The organism is Bacillus sp. SG20033, assembly GCF_044570195.1.
Lineage (GTDB): Bacteria > Bacillota > Bacilli > Bacillales > Bacillaceae > Bacillus > Bacillus subtilis.
In genome coordinates, this window is sequence record NZ_CP172606.1 from 1,316,319 (window position 1) to 1,339,330 (window position 23,012).

General features: G+C 35.9%; 23 protein-coding genes and 11 pseudogenes. 18 read left to right on the plus strand and 16 right to left on the minus strand.

Features of this window, described 5'->3' with window-relative positions; translation table 11 throughout:
- Positions 1-80: 80 nt before the first annotated feature.
- The 5 genes and pseudogenes from ACFVP7_RS06960 to ACFVP7_RS06980 all read right to left on the minus strand — a co-directional run bounded on the left by ACFVP7_RS06960 (position 81) and on the right by ACFVP7_RS06980 (position 3,513).
- A pseudogene (locus tag ACFVP7_RS06960) lies at positions 81-1,305 on the minus strand (tyrosine-type recombinase/integrase).
- A 21-nt stretch (positions 1,306-1,326) separates the two neighbouring features.
- A pseudogene (locus ACFVP7_RS06965) lies at positions 1,327-1,827 on the minus strand (ImmA/IrrE family metallo-endopeptidase).
- Positions 1,828-1,897: 70 nt separating this feature from the next.
- Positions 1,898-2,245: a DUF4064 domain-containing protein gene (locus ACFVP7_RS06970; RefSeq protein ID WP_010329852.1), complete on the minus strand. Its 348-nt coding sequence runs from the start codon at positions 2,243-2,245 to the stop codon at positions 1,898-1,900.
- A gap of 12 nt (positions 2,246-2,257) precedes the next feature.
- A complete protein-coding gene (locus ACFVP7_RS06975) occupies positions 2,258-2,779 on the minus strand; it encodes a hypothetical protein (RefSeq protein WP_338733264.1) in 522 nt (173 codons plus the stop codon).
- A 362-nt stretch (positions 2,780-3,141) separates the two neighbouring features.
- On the minus strand, positions 3,142-3,513 hold the full coding sequence (locus tag ACFVP7_RS06980; RefSeq protein WP_076457849.1) for a helix-turn-helix domain-containing protein: 372 nt from the start codon (positions 3,511-3,513) through the stop codon (positions 3,142-3,144).
- Between the two features lie 221 nt (positions 3,514-3,734).
- On the opposite strand from ACFVP7_RS06980, the gene ACFVP7_RS06985 reads away from it, so the two are divergent.
- The 11 genes and pseudogenes from ACFVP7_RS06985 to ACFVP7_RS07035 all read left to right on the plus strand — a co-directional run bounded on the left by ACFVP7_RS06985 (position 3,735) and on the right by ACFVP7_RS07035 (position 9,193).
- Complete coding sequence (locus ACFVP7_RS06985; protein WP_235091747.1) at positions 3,735-3,953, plus strand: helix-turn-helix transcriptional regulator; 219 nt, start codon at positions 3,735-3,737, stop codon at positions 3,951-3,953.
- Positions 3,916-4,107, plus strand: a pseudogene (locus ACFVP7_RS06990) (helix-turn-helix domain-containing protein). The gene ACFVP7_RS06985 and the pseudogene ACFVP7_RS06990 overlap by 38 nt, the downstream one beginning before the upstream one ends.
- 167 nt (positions 4,108-4,274) lie before the next feature.
- Positions 4,275-4,418, plus strand: a pseudogene (locus ACFVP7_RS06995) (hypothetical protein); the annotation flags it as partial.
- On the plus strand, positions 4,384-4,587 hold the full coding sequence (locus tag ACFVP7_RS07000; protein ID WP_396583122.1) for a BRO family protein: 204 nt from the start codon (positions 4,384-4,386) through the stop codon (positions 4,585-4,587). The pseudogene ACFVP7_RS06995 and the gene ACFVP7_RS07000, both read left to right, overlap by 35 nt.
- Positions 4,584-4,770, plus strand: a pseudogene (locus ACFVP7_RS07005) (hypothetical protein). The gene ACFVP7_RS07000 and the pseudogene ACFVP7_RS07005 overlap by 4 nt, the downstream one beginning before the upstream one ends.
- A 3-nt stretch (positions 4,771-4,773) precedes the next feature.
- Positions 4,774-4,860: pseudogene (locus ACFVP7_RS07010) on the plus strand (hypothetical protein); the annotation flags it as partial.
- 34 nt (positions 4,861-4,894) lie between these two features.
- Positions 4,895-6,064, plus strand: coding sequence for a hypothetical protein (locus tag ACFVP7_RS07015; RefSeq protein WP_338733267.1), 1,170 nt, complete (start codon positions 4,895-4,897; stop codon positions 6,062-6,064).
- Between the two features lie 75 nt (positions 6,065-6,139).
- Positions 6,140-6,462 (plus strand): annotated as a pseudogene (locus tag ACFVP7_RS07020) (hypothetical protein); the annotation flags it as partial.
- A 475-nt stretch (positions 6,463-6,937) separates the two neighbouring features.
- Positions 6,938-7,163 (plus strand): annotated as a pseudogene (locus ACFVP7_RS07025) (phage holin).
- 51 nt (positions 7,164-7,214) lie between these two features.
- Positions 7,215-8,279 carry an acyltransferase family protein gene (locus tag ACFVP7_RS07030; protein ID WP_338733270.1) on the plus strand — a complete coding sequence of 355 codons (1,065 nt, stop codon included), beginning with the start codon at positions 7,215-7,217 and terminating at the stop codon, positions 8,277-8,279.
- Between the two features lie 56 nt (positions 8,280-8,335).
- The gene (locus ACFVP7_RS07035; RefSeq protein ID WP_251232861.1) at positions 8,336-9,193 is read left to right on the plus strand and encodes an N-acetylmuramoyl-L-alanine amidase; all 858 of its coding nucleotides are present in this window, start codon (positions 8,336-8,338) and stop codon (positions 9,191-9,193) included.
- Here the strand turns inward: ACFVP7_RS07035 and ACFVP7_RS07040 are convergent.
- Both ACFVP7_RS07040 and ACFVP7_RS07045 read right to left on the minus strand, forming a co-directional pair.
- Positions 9,156-9,455, minus strand: a complete 300-nt coding sequence (locus tag ACFVP7_RS07040) for a contact-dependent growth inhibition system immunity protein (RefSeq protein ID WP_338733275.1) — start codon at positions 9,453-9,455, stop codon at positions 9,156-9,158. The genes ACFVP7_RS07035 and ACFVP7_RS07040 overlap by 38 nt on opposite strands.
- Positions 9,456-9,508: 53 nt before the next feature.
- Complete coding sequence (locus ACFVP7_RS07045) at positions 9,509-9,817, minus strand: hypothetical protein (protein ID WP_251232863.1); 309 nt, start codon at positions 9,815-9,817, stop codon at positions 9,509-9,511.
- Positions 9,818-10,129: 312 nt separating this feature from the next.
- On the opposite strand from ACFVP7_RS07045, the gene ACFVP7_RS07050 reads away from it, so the two are divergent.
- Positions 10,130-10,633: a hypothetical protein gene (locus tag ACFVP7_RS07050; RefSeq protein WP_251232864.1), complete on the plus strand. Its 504-nt coding sequence runs from the start codon at positions 10,130-10,132 to the stop codon at positions 10,631-10,633.
- An 18-nt stretch (positions 10,634-10,651) separates the two neighbouring features.
- Positions 10,652-11,071, plus strand: coding sequence for a hypothetical protein (locus tag ACFVP7_RS07055; RefSeq protein ID WP_251232865.1), 420 nt, complete (start codon positions 10,652-10,654; stop codon positions 11,069-11,071).
- 921 nt (positions 11,072-11,992) lie between these two features.
- Here ACFVP7_RS07055 and ACFVP7_RS07060 read toward each other — a convergent pair.
- From ACFVP7_RS07060 to ACFVP7_RS07070, 3 genes and pseudogenes are all read right to left on the minus strand, one after another.
- Positions 11,993-12,339 (minus strand): annotated as a pseudogene (locus ACFVP7_RS07060) (tyrosine-type recombinase/integrase); the annotation flags it as partial.
- Between the two features lie 61 nt (positions 12,340-12,400).
- Complete coding sequence (locus ACFVP7_RS07065; protein ID WP_251232866.1) at positions 12,401-12,721, minus strand: tRNA-Val4; 321 nt, start codon at positions 12,719-12,721, stop codon at positions 12,401-12,403.
- A 20-nt stretch (positions 12,722-12,741) separates the two neighbouring features.
- Positions 12,742-14,577: pseudogene (locus tag ACFVP7_RS07070) on the minus strand (T7SS effector LXG polymorphic toxin).
- 136 nt (positions 14,578-14,713) lie between these two features.
- On the opposite strand from ACFVP7_RS07070, the pseudogene ACFVP7_RS07075 reads away from it, so the two are divergent.
- Positions 14,714-14,818, plus strand: a pseudogene (locus ACFVP7_RS07075) (peptidoglycan-binding protein); the annotation flags it as partial.
- Positions 14,819-14,851: 33 nt separating this feature from the next.
- Here the strand turns inward: ACFVP7_RS07075 and ACFVP7_RS07080 are convergent.
- On the minus strand, positions 14,852-15,511 hold the full coding sequence (locus tag ACFVP7_RS07080) for a hypothetical protein (RefSeq protein WP_041850963.1): 660 nt from the start codon (positions 15,509-15,511) through the stop codon (positions 14,852-14,854).
- A gap of 197 nt (positions 15,512-15,708) precedes the next feature.
- On the opposite strand from ACFVP7_RS07080, the gene ACFVP7_RS07085 reads away from it, so the two are divergent.
- A complete protein-coding gene (locus ACFVP7_RS07085) occupies positions 15,709-16,089 on the plus strand; it encodes a hypothetical protein (protein ID WP_116315601.1) in 381 nt (126 codons plus the stop codon).
- Positions 16,090-16,415: 326 nt separating this feature from the next.
- On the opposite strand, the gene ACFVP7_RS07090 is transcribed toward ACFVP7_RS07085, so the two are convergent.
- From ACFVP7_RS07090 to ACFVP7_RS07105, 4 genes are all read right to left on the minus strand, one after another.
- Positions 16,416-16,634 carry a helix-turn-helix transcriptional regulator gene (locus ACFVP7_RS07090; protein WP_338733285.1) on the minus strand — a complete coding sequence of 73 codons (219 nt, stop codon included), beginning with the start codon at positions 16,632-16,634 and terminating at the stop codon, positions 16,416-16,418.
- A gap of 35 nt (positions 16,635-16,669) precedes the next feature.
- A complete protein-coding gene (locus ACFVP7_RS07095) occupies positions 16,670-17,491 on the minus strand; it encodes a hypothetical protein (protein ID WP_116315600.1) in 822 nt (273 codons plus the stop codon).
- A gap of 77 nt (positions 17,492-17,568) precedes the next feature.
- Positions 17,569-17,880 carry a hypothetical protein gene (locus tag ACFVP7_RS07100; RefSeq protein WP_116315599.1) on the minus strand — a complete coding sequence of 104 codons (312 nt, stop codon included), beginning with the start codon at positions 17,878-17,880 and terminating at the stop codon, positions 17,569-17,571.
- A 13-nt stretch (positions 17,881-17,893) separates the two neighbouring features.
- Positions 17,894-19,318 (minus strand): lipase, encoded by a 1,425-nt coding sequence (locus tag ACFVP7_RS07105; protein ID WP_116315598.1) that lies wholly within the window; start codon positions 19,316-19,318, stop codon positions 17,894-17,896.
- Between the two features lie 107 nt (positions 19,319-19,425).
- Here ACFVP7_RS07105 and ACFVP7_RS07110 point away from each other — a divergent pair, with 107 nt between their 5' ends.
- Positions 19,426-19,710: a DUF1433 domain-containing protein gene (locus ACFVP7_RS07110; protein WP_396583123.1), complete on the plus strand. Its 285-nt coding sequence runs from the start codon at positions 19,426-19,428 to the stop codon at positions 19,708-19,710.
- Positions 19,711-20,217: 507 nt separating this feature from the next.
- A complete protein-coding gene (locus ACFVP7_RS07115) occupies positions 20,218-21,069 on the plus strand; it encodes a hypothetical protein (protein WP_338733291.1) in 852 nt (283 codons plus the stop codon).
- Positions 21,070-21,225: 156 nt separating this feature from the next.
- Here the strand turns inward: ACFVP7_RS07115 and ACFVP7_RS07120 are convergent, their stop codons facing one another.
- Positions 21,226-22,389 carry a tetratricopeptide repeat protein gene (locus ACFVP7_RS07120; protein WP_116315596.1) on the minus strand — a complete coding sequence of 388 codons (1,164 nt, stop codon included), beginning with the start codon at positions 22,387-22,389 and terminating at the stop codon, positions 21,226-21,228.
- A gap of 247 nt (positions 22,390-22,636) precedes the next feature.
- Between ACFVP7_RS07120 and ACFVP7_RS07125 the strand changes: the two genes are divergently transcribed.
- Positions 22,637-22,954 carry a putative quinol monooxygenase gene (locus tag ACFVP7_RS07125; RefSeq protein ID WP_080010590.1) on the plus strand — a complete coding sequence of 106 codons (318 nt, stop codon included), beginning with the start codon at positions 22,637-22,639 and terminating at the stop codon, positions 22,952-22,954.
- The last annotated feature ends 58 nt before the right edge of the window (positions 22,955-23,012 follow it).

The following is a 23,012-nucleotide window of genomic DNA, read 5'->3' on the forward strand; positions in this document are numbered from 1 at the left end:
TTTGTCGTCATTCATAGGGTTGGGGACGAATTGGGGGCTAAATTATTTTTTTGAGCTGATTTTGAAGAAGAATTTCAAAATCAACTCTGTTTTTGTGCTAGGTTTCTAGGATCGAACTGGTTAAATTGTTTTACTGTGCTATTTTCGAGTTTCTCGGTAACGTGGCCATAAATATCACTAGTTGTTCGAGCACTGGCATGTCCAGCTCTTCTTTGGATAGCAACTGAGACTTTCGCCAGCTTCCATGAGGAGAGCCACCATAGTATGCCGCAAGTCATGAAGACGAACATCTTTTAGGCCGTACTTCTTTTTTATTTTAGTCCATTTTGCGGTAGGGGTTGTATAATAGTAAGGTTTTCCTTTACCACTGTGAAATACATATTGATGTTCTCCGCCTTCCCAGGCATCGCTGAGCAACAATTTTTCTTTTTCATATGCGATAATATTTAGCCAACTCATCCATATAAAAATTAGGCATTTTAACGAATCGTTGAGAACTTTTTGACTTTGGACTTTTGACATGGGGTTCTCCATTAATTGTTTTAGAAATTGATCTATTTACGCATATTCTACCTTTTTCCCAATCTATATCCAAATGCCATTCGCAAGCAAGAGCTTCTCTTCTACGAAGCCCGCCGATCAGAGCTGCAAGATAATATAAACGACATTTAATATCTATTTCATACAACACTTTAATACATTCAGCTGCTTTTTCTGATTCAAGAAAGTTCATTTCCTTATTCTCAGCTTCAGGTGAACTCAATCCCTCCATAGGATCATCTTTTATCAATTTCCATTCCTTTGTTGCGGATTTAAACAATGCTTGCAGAATTTTAAATATATCTTTGATCTCCTAATCCGCCAGGCTTTCCATCTTTTCTAGCTCCATCTTTAGATAAATATCAATAAAATCAACAATATGAAGACTTTTTATTTTGTCTATTTTTTTATGACATAATGCAGGGAGAATGTGGTTGTTTAAGTGATTTGAACACTTAACAGATATTGTAAAAGAGTAAGGCTTTCCATTTTTATTAAAGAGTTTCTTTTCGACCCATTTCTCTGCACTGCAAATGATTCGACAGTAGATTTTTCAGGAGCAATATACTCGCCGGCCTCTACTTCAATTCTGAAACGGTCCAGTTGATCTTCGAGATACTCCTGTAATTTCCGTTTAGACTTTAATATTTTTGGATCTTCGATACGAGTCGATTTCTTTTTTCTATCTCTTTTACCGTTTTCATCATATCCATTTTAGACTATTAATCTAAAAGATTTTTCACTGCGCCTTTCAATACTAACCATGTGGCTACCTCCTTGTTCAAATTAATTTGCTTGATAAAGCTTTTGATGCCAGAGAATAGAAAACAGTTTTCTTTTGTACATTTCAAGCCGTTTAGCTGTAAAAAGGGTATGTGACGTTAAAGGTATCTCCAATTAACTTTATAGCCTTCAATTGCATGCGCGGCAACGAAATCTTTTCGAGCATGAATGTCGGTACACAAAAGTGATACATGAAACTATTGGCTTGATACTCTTGAAGCTGGCGGAACATACGATTCATATTGAATTGGTTCCCGCAGTGTTTAATCACATGCCCGAGGTCACGGACAAAGTCCTCCCATTGTTGTTGATGAGAAGTCCTTGAATCCAAAACCATGCTATAAAGACCATTTATACAAAACATGCTGCTGCCTTTTTTTCGTAGTGTATCCAAATCTGAAAAGCAGTCGCAATCCGTTCCATGTCAACTTCTTCAGGAGTAAACATATTCAATTTTGTATAAATCTTCTTTACTTCTTCTAGATGAGATAACTGAATTGTCATAATAGCACCACCTGGTGGGAATGTATGTTCTGTTTTTAGTGTGAAAGAAAAGCCCTTGAAGGGCTCTTCGTTACGCTGCTGTCGTCGTTGTTTTGTCTCTTCTTGCGAGTCCCATTATGCCTGAGATAATGAGAAGAACAGCAGGCAGTAAGTAGAATAAAGAAATACAAATCAGGCCACCGATACCAGATATAAGAAGTAAAATTCCACCCAATTTTGCTTTCTTTCTAATAATTACAGAAGCAACAATACCAAGAATGGAGAGGAAGATAGCGCCCCAACCTAAACCGATAATATCGCTTGTGCCAGATGAGTTAAAAGAGGCATCAAGACCACCAACAATTAATGCCAAAAAGGCTCCTATAAATCCAAAAATTCCACCAATTAGACCTAAAACAAATTCAGTTGTTCTTTTCATTTCAAAATCCCCTTACTTAACTGGTACTTTGATTGTTACTGCTTTAGTATTCATGAAGTCATCAGTTGTAACATCACCGAAGTTCAATTTGATTTCTTTAACGCTATTAACATCAATTTCTTTTCCATCAGGAGCTGAAAACTCAAGAACTCCTTCTTGTTTAACGCCGCCTTGAACTTCACCGCCAACTTCTCCATCAGTCAAGAACATGTTTGCTGATAATTGCATGCTGCCAATTACTGCATTTCCTTGATCTGGATAGAAAGTCAGGACCTTGTCAGTAGTATTTTCAATGTTTATACCAACGTTTATCTTGTCTTTCATGATCTTTACATCGCCCAGGTTAACTTTCATTCCCAGAGCTTCAGCAGATTGTTTGCTTGCATCGACTTTTTTAGAGCCGTCATCTTTAGTCTCTTCAGTTTTTTTGTCTTTTGAATCACTACTCCCTGTAGAGACATCATCTGTAGAGCTACATGCTGCTAACACAAGAGCTAGTCCTAAAGACATGAATAAAACGAACCACTTCTTCAACCTAATTCCCCCAGTTCATAAATTAGAATACCTATTAATAATCGGCTAAAACTGCCAAAAATTCAAGAGGATTTCGCCAAAAATGTTAATAGATTCTTAAAATCAACGGGGATAAGATGGTGAATTTACTTAATGGATTACCTCAAAATTTGCGGTTGAAAGAGAATATAACCTCAAAGATTTGAGGTTGAAATGATTTCAACTGAATAGTTTACCTCAAATTTTGAGGCGAAGTGTTCAGAACTAATTAAACTAAACAAAATAAAACAATAATAATAAATAAAGAATAATGTGTTTGTTATGTAATTATTTTTTGCTTCAGTTGATAATAAAAAATAGCAATACTTTTGCTTAAAGGAATGTCAATCATTCTCCCCATTCGGAGATTTGCGACTTTTTTCTTTTTCTTTCAAATACTTAATAAAATCGATAGCTTGTCTTCGTGCTTCTTCTGAAAAATCAGATGCATCTTTAAAGGCGATTTGTAAATCAGGATCTTCGAATAAGTCACTATTAAAGCTGTTAGGTCTTTTGCCTGTAAGAATATAATCAGTAGTTACGCCATATAAATTGGCAATTTTCACAAGCATTTCACCATCAGGCTTTCGCAAACCATATTCCCAGTTTGCATAAGTTGACATGGTTTTAAGACCTAATTTCTTTGCAACTAGAGATTTGCTCCAACCCTTTTTTTCTCGTAATTCGGTTAAGACTTTCCCTGTTATATTATCCATATTTATACACCTTTTTTCATTTGGTGTGTAAATTTTAACACGTTTTACACAAGATAAATAAATAGTTACACAAAAAGAATAAAAATATGTTGACTTACCCACCTTGTGTATATTATGATGAGATCAACAAATGTTACACATATAGAGTAAGGTGGTGGAAAGATATTATGCTTAGAAAACTTCGAGATACAAGACTCGCTCAAGGAAAAAGTCAGTCTTACATGGCGAAACAACCTGGTTATAGATATGCTAGCGGCTATGCCAACATAGAAATGGGTCGCACAAAACCCAGCCTTGAGAAAGCCCAACAAATTTCTGAACTCCTAGATGGTGATGTAAATGAACTTTTTTTGATGAAAAGTTACACGAAAAGAGTAAAACCGCAGCGTAGGAGGTGTAGAAATGTCTCGCAACACAATGACCGTGCAGGAAGCTGCTGAATACCTCGGTGTTCATCATGACACGATTTACACAATGGTTCGTGAAAAAGAAATTCCTCACTTCTGAGTGCGCACACGTATTTTCCCCACTAAGCACAACATAGATGCGTGGATTGAAGCGCAGGAACAAGCAAATATGAAACAAGCGCAATAGCAAGGAACCTACTGAACGAAAATTTTCGTTTAGTGAATGACAACTTTTTCTAAGGAGGTTCATGAATGAACGAATTACAAAAAGTATTCAATTATCAAGATCAGTAGGTTCGGACAGTTGGAAAGGATGGACAACCTTGGTTTGTCGCAAAGGATGTCTGCAATGTACTAAGTCATTCAAATCACAAAGTAGCAGTGTCCCGGCTCGACGAAGACGAGGTAAGTAAAGTTTACCTCACCGATTCATTAGGCCGTAATCAAAAAACAACAGTTGTCAATGAAGCTGGTTTTGTATTCACTTATTTTAACTAGTAACAAACCAGAGACTAAACAATTCAAAAGGTGGATCACTCGTGAAGTCATCCCGCAATCAGAAAAACGGGCGGCTACGTTGCAAATGACGAGTTATTCATCCAAACATACTTGCCGCAAGCTGATGAAAATACAAAGCTGCTTTTCAAAACAACTCTTCACACTATGAAAGAGCAAAGCAAACAAAAGGTTAATGTCGAGCAAGTGCCTATGATTGTTGCTCAGGCTGATGATCTGAAAAATGATAGGCAATGACGCAATTATTGCAAAAAGAGACAAGACAAACGGTTGGCTCAATGGGGCGATGGTTTTATTCTTTGTAATCGCAGTTTTTCCGGGGATAGGGGGTTAAGGTATGGCGACAACTGAGCAAATAAAACGCATGAACGATATTAATGGTCTGATAAAGCTAATCGCAAGCACAAACAGACGCACTTTCTACTGAAATACTAGACACAAACAAAAGGAGGGAAATAATGAGGGACCCCTTAGCTTATATAAACAGTGCAGAAATCCTTTGCTCTTTCCCAGTCAGATATAAGAAAGACATGAAGACGTGGATTCAAGGTGTTTCAATTAATGAAGAAAGACAAGAGATTTATGTAGCCAATCAAGAAAACACAGGAACAGTACTTCGTATTGATGTACGGGACCTTAATGGTAAACTTAAGAGTAGTAAAAATATCCCAATTGGTAGTGGGTCTTTTACAGAATCTCTACCTTACTTCTATAATAAGAACGATCAACTAAGTTTTATCGTACGACCCAAAAATGAAGAATCTGCGGCTATATTCAACTATGAAACTGGTGTCTTAGGGAGCACCTTTCCTATTAAAGGAAAAGCAAAATCTGACGTTGATGGGGATTACTTTGTCACATCTGATGTATGGACTGACACTATTAAAAATATATACATTTACACTTGGGAGAGTGTAAAAGCAGGAAACCCTGTACTGGTTAATAGTATTAGGACAGATAACTATGGCAGATTAACTGAAAAATCTCAGGGTATTGTTGTGAACAATGGTTATATCTTCATAACGCAAGGTGCTCAAAAAGGAAAACCTGCCATCACTGTATACAACACAGCAGGACAATTAGTAAATTCCTTCATCTATACTAAAAGTAGTCTTGCAAAAGCTGTCAATAGTAAATTCCCCGGACGGCTACCAGATGCAGTTAACTATGACTACGAAAACGAGGGCGGATGCAAGTACAAAGGGAGACTATCCTTAGCTCAGATCATTGACGGAGAATGCTTTATTTTTGTTCATAATTCCCCTAGAGGCGTTGCGTTAGAAACAGAAATCCCAATCTATAAAGTAGATACTGGCTACTTAAACGTAACTCTGTTAAACGGGTGTAAGACATATGGCGCTGACACTGTGCCAAGAATAAGAAGAATCGGCAATCTGGTAGAGCTAAATGGAGCACTAAAAAATGTATCTAACCTTAATACAGAATACCTTGAATTTCCTAAGGAATTAGCTCCTGATCGTAACATACAGATGGTGCAGGTTACCAGTTCAGGATACCAGTGTAACTGGCAAGTTCAGCCAAATGGCAGAGTCAAAATTATTAATACCAGGAATCCTAATACAGGGTCAGGTACATGGTACCCATTCATGTTCCATTGGTCCATATAAAATATAGCATTTTATTAAGTGGTTCGGGACTTGACTACAACCTCCAGATAATGGTGAAGAAATATGATATCCTCCAAGTCAAAGAACCGGATAGCGTATTTCAGATTTAAGAAAAAATTGTTCTTTGTTGATGATTACACGGGAGATGATGTTTACCCGTATGAATTGGGATACGGCAGTTCAAAACGCTTTTCGCATGGAGGAAATATATGGAAACTGGTCAACAGCTTTCGAAAGTTCATCATGACAGAGAAATATGGCGAGCTGAGGGATTATAAAGAAATATGGGCATACAGCTATGAAGGATGTATGAAGATTCGTTAGAAGGCAAAGAGATCGGTTTCATTGAAAGTGTTGATTACGCCTACAGTTTTGATGAATGGGCTGATACTAAATGATCGAATACAGCTGCCCTGAATGTGGTCACAACGAATTAGATATAAAAATCCGCACAGGTGCACGCTGCCCCAAATGCGGCTTCAGCATGGGCGTTGAGGAGGAGATTATAAGTTGATAAAATAGGATGAATAGGAAAATATTGAAGTATGGAAGTGGGAAGATTGAAATGGAAAAAAATTAAGTGAATTATTAAGTTATTTTGAAGCGCCTAGCTACGTTATTTCGCTAGTAGGTCTCGTTTTTTATCTGATTAGGATTTTACACCCCATTACTCTTTTTTCTTCGAATGTTGTTGAGCAGAAATTATTTTCAAAAGAACGGTTGTTTTTCGTAGTTGTTTGTAAATACTTTACTTACGAATTATATTTTGGAATTTTATTCTTTTGTTTATCTATATCTTTTAATGACAGTTTTGGTTGGATTTATAATGAAGTAAGAAATGATGTTTCTCTTGTATTTATAGCATTAATAATAATGTTTTCATTTGCACTTATCAACCAAACAATGCTGATGCTTGGCAAATACCTTTGGATATTACGGAGGATTAGGTGAATCAGCTTGCGGATGCGCTGTACACTGCCGACTCTATAGTCTTTACTATCAGTACGACATTTTTGCAGCTTGGTACAAAAATAACTATGTGACAGTCAAAGGTCATAAACAAAAATCCATTTTAAAGAAACATGGAATAATAAAATAATATTGCTATAGAGATTCCCCTCCTATATCCTTAGACTGGGAGGGAATTCTTTTGCTCGAAAAAGATTTAAAGCTTAGTAATGCCAAAGGGCTGCTTATTTTTTTAGTCGTATTTGGCCATTTAATTGAATTGCACAAACAAAACTACTATGAGATTTTTGTTTTCATTTATTGCTTTCATATGCCTTTGTTTATTTTTATAAGTGGATATTTAGCAAAGAGAATAAAGTTGAGTAAGATTATAAATTTATTTATTTTATATATAATCTTTCAATCATTTTTCGATTGGTACTTATATTTTATCGGTGATTACAAAAATCTGGAGTTTCACTTTGGTAAACCACAATTTCACCTATGGTATATCGTTAGCATGATCTTTTGGTATGTTATAGCTTTAATCATAAATAGGTGTAAATTGAACTTTTTTAATAAGACGTTGTTCTTCATTTTACTCTTTATTCTATGCTTTCTTTCTCGTTGGTATACTGTTTCCGTATCTGAAATGGCAAAGGGGTTTTATTCAGGCTTTACTTCATATACCCTGAGTTATCAAAGAACAATATCTTTTGCGCCTTTCTTTTTCGCGGGTTTCTTTATGTCTAAGGAATATTTGCAGCGTATATATAAAAGTATCTCTAACGACAAGGCTAGAGTATTGTTAATAATAACTATTGTAGCTTCCTTTTTTATTATTCAGTTTACACCTAATCTTGAATCGCTTTTTAGGGGGAGTTTTGGCACAAATCGCTTTTTGACAAAGGATGAAAGCTACTTTATGAAGATGTTTTTACACTACGCATTATCTGCATGGGTATGCTTGCTTGTATTGATAAATATGAGTAATAAAAAAAGCTTTTTAACGAAGTGGGGAGATCGTTCTCTTCTTATATTTCTTTTTCACCCTTTGTTCGTTTTTATTATCAGAAGATCTGAATTGATGGATAGATGGTCGCCAGATACTCAATTTGTAGTTTGTTTTGCAATAACAGTTGCTATTGCTATGGTGTTGTCATCTAACATTTTCACTATATTAATGAAGCCATTTACTTCACCATTAAATACGTTGAAGAAAATTATCAGTATTCCTGCAAAATTGAATAACACACCTGTTAAATAAAAGTCCCTTATGCGGGGCTTTTTTTGTTAAATGAAAAAATATAAGGAGAGATTTTCATGACAATTGCAGTGAAAAAGAATCTTGTATCAGAAGCAAAATACGCTTTAAAATGCCCTAATCCGATGGCCGCGGAATACATCACCATTCATAACACTTACAATGATGCATCTGCTGCTAATGAGGTCAGCTATATGATCGGAAACACAAGTTCAACGAGTTTCCACTTTGCTGTTGATGACAAAGAGGTAAGGCAGGGCATCCCAACAGATCGCAATGCATGGCACACAGGAGACGGCAAAAATGGCACCGGGAACCGTAAGTCTATCGGCGTTGAAATCTGCTACAGCAAGTCGGGAGGCGCTAAATACTACGCTGCTGAAAAGTTGGCAATCAAGTTTGTTGCTCAGCTGCTTAAAGAACGCGGATGGGGTATTGATCGAGTGCGGAAGCATCAAGATTGGAGCGGAAAGTATTGCCCACATCGCATCTTATCGGAAGGGCGCTGGAATGAGGTTAAAGCGGCTATTGATGCTGAATTAAAAGCGCTTGGCGGCAAATCATCCAGCAAGAAAACAACTTCGTCCAAGACGGTGAAAAAACCAAGCTCAGGCAAAAAGAAATCATCCTTTAATCTGCCTTCTGGCATTTTCAAAGTGAAAAGTCCATTGATGCACAGCGATGCTGTTAAGCAGATCCAAACAGCGCTTGCGGCGTTGCATTTCTATCCGGATAAGAAAGCCAAAAACTTCGGTATCGATAGCTATTATGGACCGAAAACAGCCGATGCCGTCAGACGGTTCCAGCTGATGAATGGACTAAATCCTGATGGCATTTATGGACCGAAAACGAAAGCAAAAATTAAAGGGCTTTTATGGATTATAAAGTTTCAATATTCTTTTCTATTTTTCGAATAACTTGTTCGAGCCATACTAATGGAGATACTCCGTAACTACGAATGTCCACTCCGTCAGCAGCTTCATCGATAAAATCATTCTTTTCTTCATCCGAATAATCACTGTTAATAAAATCTTTTAATGCTGCTATATCAGTTTCTTGCTCTTCTCTTGGAATCTCTTCTAAGTATTCGTCCAGTGCTGATTCTGGAGAATCAATATCCTGATGAAAATAACCGCCAAGGAATCCAAATACAGAATCAGAAACTTTGATTTCGATCATTACTTATCACCACCAAGAAATGTTAACTTCAAATCTGAGAAATGGTGCGTATCTTATTCTATATAACTCTCTGCTATATCAATATCGTTTGTCATTTCTAAGTCAGGGTACTTTTCATCTAATTTTCTTAAGCAATTAATAAGTTCTTTACTTTGCAAACTTTCAGCTAAATCTTCAAATACCTCACTGATCCAATATAAATCTTCTTTATTACAATTTTCTAGATAGTTAATTGTATTTTCTTCATTTTCTGAGAGCACTTCAATTATTTCATCCCAACTTTTTTGAATTCTATAGTCATCATTAAGATTAAGTTTTTTTCTTTTAATTAATATAGCTTCCATTTTTTTCTCTAAGTTCATAGCTGCAGTCGTATTTCACGACGTCAGAAGTCTGGGTGCACGAATCGTTCAGTCTTCAAAAATGCAGAGTGAGACTATTACCAATTGTAATAGTGGAGAGGTCGTCACCAAAATAGACGACCACCATGAAGTCGTACCCAAAACATATACGACCTTGTATGCTCGTTGGTGAAATAACAGCGACCTGACAAAGAACATGGGCATAAATGAGGGGAACAAAAAGGTGAGAAAAACACCATCCTTAATTTTACAAATTTTTGATAATATTGATAATAGTTTCAGAAAAATAAAGAGAAAGAAGGATTGTGAAGTATGTTCAAAAAAAGTATATTGGCTTTATCCTCAGTAGCCCTTTCAGTTTCACTTTTTGCACCATTTGCGAGCGCAAAAGAAATTAAAAAAGAAGAGTCAGTGAAGCAAAATGTAACTATTGCTAATGCATACGCTTATACAACTCCACTACAAGAAAGTGTTAAGCTGAAAAATCAAGAAGTTAGTGGAGAATTCACTACTCAAGGTATTAAAGGTAAAATTGTTTCTGCTGCAGTAAGAGCCTTAGCTAAAGGAATTCGTGGTGGTTCATGGGTAGTTTCAAAGATTATTGGTTGGTTAGATGAAGGTGCAGCAAAAGCATTTAGAAAGCATGCCGATGATATTGCGGACGAGCTTGATAACATTGCGAAAATACCTGATTTAGCTGTTCAAACAGTAAGAGAAAAACTCTATAATTATCTCGTGAATGATCTTGAAATGGATCCTGGTGATGCGTTGAGTATAGCTGAAGCTGTTGAAGGGGTACTTTGGATACTTCTATAATTCACAGGAGGGCTATAAATGACTAATCCATTAGAAGAAAAAGTTGAACTTCTTGAACAAGAAATTGAAGAGCTTAAATGGCAAATCTTAAAACTCAGTCATGCAAAACTGGATGATCCAAGATACCCTTATTCCAATTGGTTAATTCAACATAATATTTATAGTGAGAAAAGAAGAGAATTGGAATATGTCTTATCAGTCTTAAATGATCGTGTTTTAAATAGTCCTCAGCCACCAGAATCGTACCGAAAAGAGGTTGAAGGCATTTCAAGTCAGGAGTTGCATAATGAGAAAGTACCTGACTTTGCAGAAGTGCGTGATATCTTATCTAAAGTTCTTGGAATTAAAGAAAAGAAAGTGATAGCGCTTCTTAATGCTCTGAAAGATGAAGGGAAATTTAAGGATTTAAGTGAGAAACTTTTAGATGAGATTTACTAAGAACTAGACTCCCTTTTGGGGGTCTTTTTTATGTATGTTAACTGTTTACCAGGCCTGACAGGAATAATGTTCCGATAACTAACTAGTTAATGCAGGTTAAAGCTGAGGTAAACAATCTTTACTTTAGGTCAAAAAGGAAAAATTCGTTCTTACATATTTTAGAAAACGGAAAAGTCCGTTCTCAGGATTTCCGATACGTATCGGAATTTGAATCTATGTTGAGCTCGTGTAAATTTTGCACGACCATAATTGATCCTCCCATTTTGGGAGAAATACTTCGACTAATTCAACGGTATGAATTAATTGTCGGAAATTCCGACAATAGAAATCTTATTCATTGGTAACAAATTGTTACTATCAATTATTGAGCTCTTCCGAATTTCCGAGGAGCAAACGGTATCGTTTAATTGAGCCAATTTGGCACGAACTAATTCAAATGCATAATTTGATTGTCGCAAAATGCGACGATTAACTTTAAAAAGAATTCGGAAATTCGGAAAGATGAGTAGATAAGAATTGATTGCCGATAATTTCGGTGAACAGCAGATATCGAATCGTCAAATTGCCGAATTGTGCAGCAAGTGTTTTTGTGTCACCATGGAGTCACACGAACATTTTAAACTACTTAGAAACAACAAATATTAATCAGGAAACTAAATACTATGAACCCTTATGTGACAGGGGTTTAGGCGATTTTTTAGGATTGTTAAAGATTAGTCAGAATACGTGTCTCGTCCTTGACAGGGTAGAGGTCGCTGGTTCGAGCCCAGTCGGAATCATAGCTTAAACCCTTGCGTAGCAAGGGTTTTTTACTTTACTTATTTATTGATTTTGTCATCATTCATCGAGTTGGGGACGAATTGGGGGCGAATTGGGGGCGAAATTATTTTTTTGAGCTGATTTTGAAGAAGAATCTCAAAATCAACTCTGTTTTTGTGCTAGGTTTCTAGGATCGAACTGCTTAAAGTGTTTTACTGTGCTATTTTCGAGTTTCTCGGTAACGTGGCCATAAATATCACTAGTTGTTCGAGCACTGGCATGTCCAGCTCTTCTTTGGATAGCAACTGAGACTTTCGCCAGCTTCCATAAGGAGAGCCACCATAGTATGCCGCAAGTCATGAAGACGAACATCTTTTAGGCCGTACTTCTTTTTTAATTTTAATCCATTTTGCGGTAGGGGTTGTATAGTAGTAAGGTTTTCCTTTACCACTGTGAAATACAAATTGATGTTCTCCGCCTTCCCAGGCATCGCCAAGCAACAATTTTTCCACTTGTTTCCTAAAAAGACAATCAAACGCTTAAGTAATTATATCTTCAATATCCAATTATCTATTCTATCGCCTCTTTCCATATTAAAATCAACTCTAAAAACTCATCAGTTTCTATAATACTTTCAAAAGGCTCATCAACCCGGTAATGATGTTCAGCTATTGTCATGTTTTTCTTAATTATTATACTTGTAGCATTCAACGTAATTTCAAAATCTTCATAATCTCCTGTTAAAACCTTCTTAACGTATCCAATATACTCGTCTGCTTCCTCTTTTGTTGAAATATCCTCAAAAACGTCCGAGAAAATAGTTAATTTTTCTGGTAGTATTATTCTTGTGATACCAAATGGATCTTTTTTTAATTGATATGTATATCTCATCTTGTTTATCACCTTCTATGTTATTTATTATACAAAGGATAAGCAGTGGCTATTGTACCATCCTTGTTTAAGAACATTTCTATTTTAATTCCTGTTGAATTTTCACCTATAAACTTATTAGCACCTATCTTTTTTTTATTTTGATACGCTTCATCAATAGCCTTTAACACATCTACACGATTCCATTCCTTTGGAAAAAAACTAGATTTGGCTATTTTTCTCTTCCCACTTATTTCAACATTGGCTTCATAAACACCATTTTTATCAGGTGTTTTCTCGGAACCAGGTATAATTTTTCCACCCATCATACTTTCATGATGATATCCAACCGCTTTACCGCGTCTATTAATTTCACCATGGTAAATGTGTTTCATCGTTCCCGTATTATATTTACCCGTATCCTTATTGTTAGAACGTTCAGATCTTCTGAGAACACTCTCTTTTTTATTTTCAATCATACTTTTTAGGAGAGGAGTATTTTTTGCGTTATACGTATTCTCGATGTCTTGTGCAATCCCAACCAGTGCAAGATCATTCTTATTTCTAATAATAGAATTGATGTAAGATTTGCCTTTGTTTATTCCTTTATTGACATGAGCAGCGGCTGTTCCACCTTCAACCACTTTACCTACTTTAGAAAGCTTGGTAGTGGTTTGCACCGCGGCACCCGCACCTTTTGGACCAACGATATTTCCGATCACATAACTGATATAATGACCTTTTTCATATGCATCACCATTTACCATTTTATCATTCCATGAATCGGCGAGGTTTGTCCAGATGATTTTTGAATAAGAAGGTACGCTCAAAATGGTTGTAATTGTTTTTGTCAGTTTCAGTTCGATAGGGAGCTGTGAATATTCCCATGCGCCCACAGCTAAGTCTTTGATGCCATATATGGTATCGTCAATCACATCGTCAATACCATCATCAACTCCCTCAACGAAATCAATTACTGTCTTGCTGGCATTGATTATACTTTTACCGACGGCCTTCAGCTGTTTTGCTTGTTCAAGCTGCACTGCGTATTGGAGCTGTTCAGGGGTAAGATTCTCATAGCCGACCTTCTTGGCAATGTCTAAGTATTCATCTGGATCCGTCACTCCGTCAGCTAGCTTCTTTTTCAGCTCTTTGATTTCTCGTTCTTTCGCTTCATCTTTCTTGATCTTCAAATAAGCTTCAGTCTGTTTCTCGATATCGCCTTTTTTCTTATGTATGTCACTGTCACGATACGCCTTGGCATTGTAATGGATGGGTGTAGCATTCTTACCCTTGCCAGTGGATTCCTCAAGCTTTTGAAAGTCCTTCTTGATGAATTGCTCGTTTGGCTCTGACTGAGCATATTCAGAAACAAGTGCTTCGTCAACGCTGCCTAGTTTATCGACTGTTTTTTTGCGTTTCTCCTCCGCATCGGCGAGTTTGTCTTTAAAGTCCTCAGTTGAAAACAGATCAAGCGGAAGGATATCGTCGATATCATGTAAGATATCTTTCATGGCTTTCTTTTGTTCAGACATAATAGATTTTGATTTTGTGTAGGCGTTAGCCAGCTCGTGTTCTAAGAAGGATTCTTCTATATAAGCATCAGATAAGCTGGCGTCCTCTAAAGTGCCTGAAATGTTTGTTAAAAACGCAATTTTCATATCAATTAGATCAATCCAATTGTCAGCCACACCGGCATGATCTTAGTAAAATACTTTGATGTTGTCGGCACCTTTTCCAGAAAACTCACTGTCATCTAAATCAGCTACAGCTTTAAAAGCCTTTTTTAGATTGACCATCTGACTTCTTAATTCTTTGTATTCCTTTGCACGTCTATCTGCTTCTGAAAGCAGTGATTTGGCTTCAAATACTTTCATGATCATATCCTTTCGTTTGAATAGCTCCAACAAGATTTTACCATGGGAAAATAAGGGAATAGACAGCGATGTAATTCAAAAGTGTGAAATGAATAATTTGATCTGTGTCAATTTACCTATTCGGATTATTTGTTTGGAAACTAATGACGCAGTAAGACGATTCCAGCTGATGAATGGTTTAAATCCTAATGGCATTTATGGCCCGAAAACTAAAGCGAAGCTCGAATCCCTTCTTAAATAAAAAAGCCCTTCCCGATTGGGAGGGCTTTTTCTCTTATTTAATAGAAACGTGATGTGTGTACCAGTTTCCGGTTGCAGTGAATCGTAATTCCATATGGCCGTGGCGGTTACCTCCATACTTTACAAACGTGTAATCAGAATTGGCGATTGCATCCTTAGCCGTTTTATCAATGTTTGCAATTTTCTTGGAAGTGATTTTACCATTCCAGCCAGCAAAACCTGAAGCGGATGCACTTGGCGGGCTTTCCCACTTTGTTATTTTCTTTCCATACTCGTATGAATAGTTGTCACTTACTCGAATATCATATAATTTTATCCCTGTAAACTTTACAGCGTAATAGCCACTTGCAGTTTTATTTTGGGCGGCCTGTGTTTTTATCTTTTCCATTCCCATATCTGTACTTACGCCCATTTCCACAGTGAAACCATTACCGAGATCAATTTCTTGATATGGATGATCTTTGCTGACATGCATACTGTTTAAAGCCTTATTCACTTCTTTAACAGTTGGGATTTTCTCAGATGAAAGGGTTCTTAAGTTTTTTTGTTTTGTTACCTCGTGAAAGGTCGCCTTATCAATAATCAGATCAGAATTCTTGTCCACTTTTTCGGCAGCATTTGCACTTTGAAGACTAAACAGAGATGAAAAACTCAAAGCTAGGGCAAAAACCACACCCACAAGTAACTTTTTCATTTTATCCCTCCTTAATGTTTTCGTCCCCATCTTATCTTAATGTATAATATTGGTAAATTAGACGAAAGTAACAAATAGTGCTATTGATTAAAGTATTAGGCTTTGAAAGAACGGGAAGATTGAAAAGTAAATGAATGGTTTTACCCATTTAAACAACCATATATCAGGTGTATATTGGATTGTAGGGGAGGGATATCATGGTCAAGATTATATTGGCATTTGTTTATCTATTTGGCTTCGTTGTTTTGAGCAATTGGGCTTTCGACGGAATATTTTCAGAGAGCTATTTCTCGCCAATCGGTTTCCTTTGGTCTATTTTATTTACATTTTTCACAGGGGTTTATACCGGCTTGCCTTTGATCTACAAAAAGTTTACTCAATCAAACCGTTTGACTTTGAAAAGTAAAAAGCCGATTTATTTCACTATCGGTACAGCCGTTATTCTCTTTGGGCTTTATTTTCTCAAAAACGAAATCGCCCCCTATTTGATGCTATGTGGCTATTTTTTAACTCTGGCATCAGGTATAGCCCTGACCATCTTATTACAGCCCAAAACCAACAACTGTAAAACAGTATAACCAACAAGAATTAATTAAAAGCCCATCGTTTTTTAGGCGGGCTTTATACAAAAAGAAGTCGGATTTCATGCAATATTTTAGCACGATAAAGCGTATATGAAACGCCATCAAGCGCTCGAGTGGTGATTATGTAAACTGATTTTGAATGAGCTATACATCGATATACAAAACTAAATAAAGTCATTATGTTGGGGAATACCGAATAAAGATAGCCTATAAAATAGAGAAGGAGGTGGGGGAGGTTGGAGCCAGAACCGGCATTCCAGACAGTATTTAATTGCGCATATCAAAAAATCACTTTGACTCTGTGAAAAAAAAGACGCCGATTATTCAGCGTCCTCTTCCGTAGTTATTTCGAATAACTCTTCTACTTCTACTTCGAGCGCCTTCGCAATAGAGAAAACATGCCAATCTTCGTGGCGGCTGTTTTTATCGAATCGCGAAATCGAACCTTGCGGAACGCCCGATGCTTCAGCGAGCCTCACTTGCGTCCACCCTTTGTTCTTCATAACGGCGTGTAGGCGTGGTGTAGCGTTTAACTTCATTTCGATCACCTCTGCGATGTTAAATTTTAAGTTAATCAATTTATCTCTTCACTAGAACTGCTTTGTGTGTTAATCCTAGGGAGAGATTTTCTTGAAATTATAACTAAAATGATTGAACTTGAAAGTAATACAAATAGAGCTACTATCAAAAATCGTATCTTGTAGGAAAAAACTAAAACGGTAAGAGATATCAACATAAAAAATAAGGGTGTAGCAGTTCTTTTATTAACAAGGAAGTGTTTCTTTTCAATCAAATCGTCCATGCTCGCTATGAATAAGAAGGACCATAATACAAATGAAATGGGTTTAGTTATTTCCCAGAAGTTATGTGCTGAATTTGTAACTATAAAGAAAATCCATAAACCTAATACACTCATAAAGGATAAAAAAGGAGGTTTTACAATAGCTAAAAATTTACCACCATAGTACTCCATAGTTCCTGATAAAGTTACGTTATTTAAAGGTCGCTCTGATAATTTAATAAGATTGATCGATTTTAAAATCTCTTCTTTAATCTTTTCAGCCATCACATTAATTCCTATGTTCTCTCTGTTCAAATATTTATTAACTTCTATATAAGTTTTTGAATCTAATAAAGGTAATTTAGTATAAATAAAATTAATAAAATCTTGTTTATCTGTGTTACTATAATAATTCTCTAATATATCAGAATAAATTTGAAGAAATGTTTTCATTTCTTCCTTTTTATGTGCTTGTTCATTATCTAATGTTGATTTAAATTGTCTGTTAAACCATATAAAAACAAATAAAGATATCAACAAGCATACAAATAATAAAGGTTGCTTTTCAAAATATTTATCCGTTATTTCAATTATATGGTCAACTACTTTATCCAAATAACCACTCCTTACTAAAATCGGTTCAACTTATAGAGATTATTATTTTTATAGAATTAGTGATAATTAATGGTTTTCTATCTCGTTATAAAACTATTAACGAAGATTTCTCCGTCGTTCTCCGCATTAACGATTAGCTGGGCACTTTCACTGATACGTTGAGCAAGTGCTTTTTGCGCTTTTCCATCGAAGCTGTATAAAAGGGCTGAATAAACGTCGTTTAATTCTTCCTGCAGCGAATTCATTTCGAACTTTGGTTTAAGATTTTTTCGAACCGTTTCTAGCTTAGTATTTGCTACTTGCGTCATACCTGCTTTTAACATTTGACGCTGCAGCTGTTTTCGCATTGGATCATCTTTATGTTCTAAAAGGTTATCTAATGTAGGCATTACTTTGTCACTCCTATAATCTTAGCCAATTGGCGAGCATCTGATCTTTTTCCTCAAAATCGTCGGCGATTTTATTCAAGAAGCCGCCTATTTCCTCAAGGTCTGTAATCGCTGCCTGTAATGAATCTATGAATGATTGTTCAGCTTGTGTGTCGTAAAATATCGGACCTTTATCGTAAGATTGAGCTATATCCTCTAACGTATTTGTTACATCCTGCGAATTAAGCTGATCATAAAAGCCATGCCCAACTTGACCATAAAATTCCGTTTTCAATTCAGCGATTTTTTCGTCGTGCTCTTGATAGGCATTTTGTGCTTCTTTTTTCATCGTTCTTAAATCTTCGACCATCGCGTCAACTTTTTCGGCAAGTTTTTTGGCGCTTTTGGGAGTTACTTTAATGGCATCGCCGCCACCGATTGCGCCAGCCGGAAGCATTGCGTTTAGGTTTTTATCGTACACAAGCTCATCGCCGTTTACGTTTGTGATATTTCCGTTTTCATCAAACGTAAAGTTGGCTTCATTTAGACCGTGCGTATCAGGATTTCGAAGAATAACAGTATCTATAAAGTAGGCGAGGTTTTTTTCGATTTGGTCCCCCCATCTTCCACTCAGTCTTTGTTTGCGATTGATCTGCGAAAGTGCAGGGTTTTTTGTGTAAATTGTGGTCCCGTTGTGGCGGTCATACTCGTTCCAATAACCAGCTCCGACCATATCATCCGGATTGATAATAGACCTCACGTAAGGGTCGTACAAGCCATCGTTTATTTCTTCTTGCTTATTATCAGTATGTAGTTTGACGACAGAAGGGCTGTTAAACGCGACCCCATAAATATCATTGTTTACCGCACTGTATTCAGCCTCTGCGCCTCCGAGTGAATGACCTGTTGTTGAAACAATCGTCGATGTTCCGTTATACTTTCTTTTAACTTCTTTAACGAGCTGGTCTGCTTGGTCGATTTGCGATGTTTTCGTAATGAGTTTATAGTTTCCGGTTGTAAGCATCGCGTCTTGAGAAGGTGTGCCGTTATATTTTCCGAGTGTTTTAGACGTATCCTTCGCATCCTTTTCAACGATATAATGAGCTTCTTTTTTGGGGTCGCTTCCAAAAACAATGTTGCCGCCGTCAGCTTTTGCGCCATCATTGATCGGGTCTTTTCCGAGATCCGTTCCTGCAAATGATACAACAACATTTTCTGGATTTTTTGATTTAACCCATTTGCCGTTTTTTGTTTTTTCTCCTTGTGATAGTACAACCGCGTCCAATCCGGTATCTTCGTCAGTTTTTATTTTCTCAACATACCAAGGGATGTTTCTATCAGCTATAATAGGTTGATTGTTTTTTAGGCTTTCTTTAAGTTTATTATAATTGTATGCGTACCGACTAAGTATGTAATAAGTTTCATCAGATACTTCAGGTACTTTTATGTTCTTGGTCATACAAAACTCCTCACATATAATGTAAAATGAATTATTGAAAGGGTGATTCTATGAAAAAATACATTTTTATCCTTATAATTATTATTATAGCAGTTGGGGGTTTTATAATGAAGAATATTAATGATAAAAATGAACAGGCAGAAGAGGTAAAGATTGCTCAAGAACGAATGGAGAAATTTATCAAAGCGAATTATGAAGGAATACATAACGTTACATTTAAAGATAAATACGAAATAGATCCAATGGGTGGAATAGAGGTATTTGGTTATTACAACGATGATACATCCAATAAATTTGACGGTATTTATGATAAGGCAAATGACAAGATTATGGGGCACACTATAGATGCTGTGAGAAAGAAAGAATGCAGAGATAAAGACTGCGATTATTAATAAGACGCCATAGTGGCGTCTTTATTTTTGTATTATACCTTCAATTGCCTCGGATATCGTGGACCATTTTTCAAGTCCGCGAGCTACATGTGTACCTTTACCTGTTTTTGTTGCGTATGCTTCGTATGTATTATTGGCTTCGAACACTTTCACCGATAGCTCCCTCTCTCTAAAAAGCACCCATTCTTAAAACGTAAATTGGTAGAGAGAAATCAAACACAGCTGAGGGAAATTCACACGAGAAAAATTGGAGTAGAGTTGAAGATAATTGACGCCTACTAGGAGAGTTGGATTGAGGCTTTAAAAAGTAACTGCTTACCCTTTCGGGAAAAAATCGGTCTCCGGAGGAATAACTGAAGGGGGCCCGTTCACACCAACCAGCCCAAAACGCCCAAATTGTGTTGAAATTAAAAAAGAACTAGAAGAATTTTGTCGTTTTATGTTCTTAAATAAGAACTGGAAGGATATAATAGGTTATAAATAACCTGTTTCTTAGGAGGGAAAAGTTTGTATTATGAAATTGGTACCCTTGAGAATATAAGAGTGAAAGATAAAATTCAAAGTAACATAGAGTTTATAAGAGAGTTTACTCGAGAAGAACATGATGAATATGTTGAGCATTCTACATATCTTTTATTACACCAAAAAAATAAACATTTATACCAGATCATTGTAAGGAATGGGGAAGAACTAGAATGTTACTTAGAAACACTTGAAGAAAAAACAATGTCAGAAATACAAAAAGAACCAGATAATGTTATCTTTGAATCCAATCGGCTGTTTATGAATTACTTATCGATGATTCGATCCTATCTTGATCATATTCCTTCTACATTATCTAAAGTAATTGGTCCTCAAGCCAAAAATGAATTTAATGAATTTTTGAGTAAAGTATATGATAATTACTTTGAATATCGGTTTATTTACAGGCTAAGAAATTTAGCTCAACATTTTGACCTTCCTATTAATCTTTTAAGAACTTTTCAAGATTGCAGTTACGTAAAGATTGGCAGAGATCATATATTAAGATATGAAAAATGGAGTACTGTAAAAAAAGAAATTGAAAATATGGATGAAGAGATACCTGTTCTAGGGTTAGCGACTACAATGAATCTTATTATGAAGCTTGTATACTTTTGTGCAATGGATTTGTATGCTAAAGGTATAGAAAAAGCTCATAAATGGGTTGAACGATTACAAAAGGAGTTTAACTCTCCAGAATGTGTTTTAGCAGTTTCAAATACAATTGAAGATTTTAAATCAAAAAAATTTAAGATACATCAAATGAGAGTACAAAATTTTATTAGTACAATATCTGACATGAATGAACACCCACGGATAAATATTAAAATAAAATAAAAACAAACCCCATTTGGAGAGTCTAAATGGGGTTATTCGTTATCATATTAAGTTGCTGCTCTATCTGCGACCTTATAAGTGGACTGCTCAGAAAGAGCGTATGAAGCGCTGGATACTCCAACAATGCCAAGCAAGAGCGCTAAACAAATTGCAATTTTACATTTTTTCATTTAAATGTTTCCCCCTTTGAATTTGTTTACGTGCTTCAATTGCCATTTGATAAAAATCGACCGCATCATGTCTGTCTTCTTTGTTGGTCAAAAAATCAGCAACAGCAACAGCGTATTCTTCCATATCACCATAAAGGTTTTTCTCTTTGAAGAACTTGAACACTTCTCTAAGTGTTTGTAAGTCAAATGATAAATAAAGACCTTTAACCAGTTTTAATTTCTCGGTTACTTCCTGGTTGTTGTGTCGGGCAGCAACCTTCTGACCTTCCTGGTATAATTCTAACGCAGCCTTTAAATCATTCTTCTTTGCTTTGACATACGCCAGATTAAAAATCGCTTTGGACTCATAAATGTGCTTTCGATTCTTATGAATTTCATAGGCGATTTGAAAATGTTTCTCAGCATTGTCAAGTTCTTCAAGATTATTATAACATAATCCAACATTAAAATGAGCTGAACCAATTAAATGTTGTTCCCCTATTTTTATAGCATCATATAAGGCTTTTTCAGCTGTTTCTAAAGCGTCCTCATAACACATTTTATCTAGCCAGTTCCCAAAGATAACAAACTGACATTGGACCATTTCCTTGCCATATGTAAGGTTCCCCTGAGCATCTTTTTGTTCTTTAAATATAGAGTATGCTCGCTGGGCATAATTCATTGAAAAATGAGTCTCTTTCATATAGTAATAGACTTCTGACATTTTGAAATAGAACTCTGCCTTATCTGTATTTGCGTTCTTATCTAATAAATCAAGATATTTTTCGGCTTCGCGATAATATGTTAAAGCAATAACTAAATCTCTCGTTCTAAAATGATACATGCCGGTAAAAAAATGATAATAGAACTCTATTGTATTGGTGAGGGATTCAGGGGCCATATTTTCCCTTGTCTTTTTGAGATCAGCATAAACACCATCTATATTTTTAACAGAGTCAGGTTCGAGATACGAAAGCATTATTTCGTGCCGTAGCTTTAATAGCTGGAGATAGACTGCTACTTTTTCATTTTTCTCCATCATATCGAATTCTTTTTCAACTTTTTGTTTCATTTCTTTTGCTTTCTCAACTCGACCCTGTTTTATGACAACATACCAATGATTAATGTCTGTAGTTACGTAATGATATGGGATTAAATCCGAAACAGACAATCAAATACCTCCTTTTATTTACATATATTTAATATTATACCACTAAGGACACCCTCTAAAAGAATTATTTTTTGAAAAGTCCATCTATTTAGACTGAAAAAAGGTCAGAATAAACATAAATAAGGACTGTATCGTCTGATATGAACTCTTTAGCTTGCTTTAGAATTTAAGAAAGCTGATCTAAAAGGCACTCGAAGTCGTCTAATGATTTATAAATGGCATCTATCTTTTTCAAGAAAATGTTATAATGAAAAGCCATAAAATGATAGGAGGAGGAATTTCGATGCATTACATAACGGCATGTTTAAAAATCATCAGTGATAAAGACCTTAATGAGATAATGAAGGAATTCAAAAAACTTGAGGAAGAAACAAACAAAGAAGAGGGTTGTATTACATTCCATGCTTATCCGCTTGAGCCATCAGAACGTAAAATAATGCTTTGGGAGATTTGGGAAAACGAAGAAGCTGTGAAAATCCATTTCACGAAAAAACACACAATAGACGTTCAAAAACAAGAATTAACGGAAGTAGAATGGTTAATGAAAAGCAATGTGAATGATTGAAAGGCTCTTTAAAAAGAGACATTCAATGACTTAGTATCAGCCACTTGTGACTAAGTAG

Bases quoted from the DNA above. Each gene is read 5' to 3' on its own strand.
- ACFVP7_RS06970 (WP_010329852.1), bottom strand. From the start codon at position 2,245: ATGAAAAGAACAACTGAATTTGTTTTAGGTCTAATTGGTGGAATTTTT.
- ACFVP7_RS06980 (WP_076457849.1), bottom strand. From the start codon at position 3,513: ATGGATAATATAACAGGGAAAGTCTTAACCGAATTACGAGAAAAAAAG.
- ACFVP7_RS06985 (WP_235091747.1), top strand. From the start codon at position 3,735: ATGGCGAAACAACCTGGTTATAGATATGCTAGCGGCTATGCCAACATA.
- ACFVP7_RS07000 (WP_396583122.1), top strand. From the start codon at position 4,384: ATGAAGCTGGTTTTGTATTCACTTATTTTAACTAGTAACAAACCAGAG.
- ACFVP7_RS07015 (WP_338733267.1), top strand. From the start codon at position 4,895: ATGAGGGACCCCTTAGCTTATATAAACAGTGCAGAAATCCTTTGCTCT.
- ACFVP7_RS07035 (WP_251232861.1), top strand. From the start codon at position 8,336: ATGACAATTGCAGTGAAAAAGAATCTTGTATCAGAAGCAAAATACGCT.
- ACFVP7_RS07040 (WP_338733275.1), bottom strand. From the start codon at position 9,455: ATGATCGAAATCAAAGTTTCTGATTCTGTATTTGGATTCCTTGGCGGT.
- ACFVP7_RS07045 (WP_251232863.1), bottom strand. From the start codon at position 9,817: ATGAACTTAGAGAAAAAAATGGAAGCTATATTAATTAAAAGAAAAAAA.
- ACFVP7_RS07050 (WP_251232864.1), top strand. From the start codon at position 10,130: ATGTTCAAAAAAAGTATATTGGCTTTATCCTCAGTAGCCCTTTCAGTT.
- ACFVP7_RS07055 (WP_251232865.1), top strand. From the start codon at position 10,652: ATGACTAATCCATTAGAAGAAAAAGTTGAACTTCTTGAACAAGAAATT.
- ACFVP7_RS07065 (WP_251232866.1), bottom strand. From the start codon at position 12,721: ATGAGATATACATATCAATTAAAAAAAGATCCATTTGGTATCACAAGA.
- ACFVP7_RS07080 (WP_041850963.1), bottom strand. From the start codon at position 15,511: ATGAAAAAGTTACTTGTGGGTGTGGTTTTTGCCCTAGCTTTGAGTTTT.
- ACFVP7_RS07085 (WP_116315601.1), top strand. From the start codon at position 15,709: ATGGTCAAGATTATATTGGCATTTGTTTATCTATTTGGCTTCGTTGTT.
- ACFVP7_RS07090 (WP_338733285.1), bottom strand. From the start codon at position 16,634: ATGAAGTTAAACGCTACACCACGCCTACACGCCGTTATGAAGAACAAA.
- ACFVP7_RS07100 (WP_116315599.1), bottom strand. From the start codon at position 17,880: ATGCCTACATTAGATAACCTTTTAGAACATAAAGATGATCCAATGCGA.
- ACFVP7_RS07105 (WP_116315598.1), bottom strand. From the start codon at position 19,318: ATGACCAAGAACATAAAAGTACCTGAAGTATCTGATGAAACTTATTAC.
- ACFVP7_RS07110 (WP_396583123.1), top strand. From the start codon at position 19,426: ATGAAGAATATTAATGATAAAAATGAACAGGCAGAAGAGGTAAAGATT.
- ACFVP7_RS07125 (WP_080010590.1), top strand. From the start codon at position 22,637: ATGAAAAGCCATAAAATGATAGGAGGAGGAATTTCGATGCATTACATA.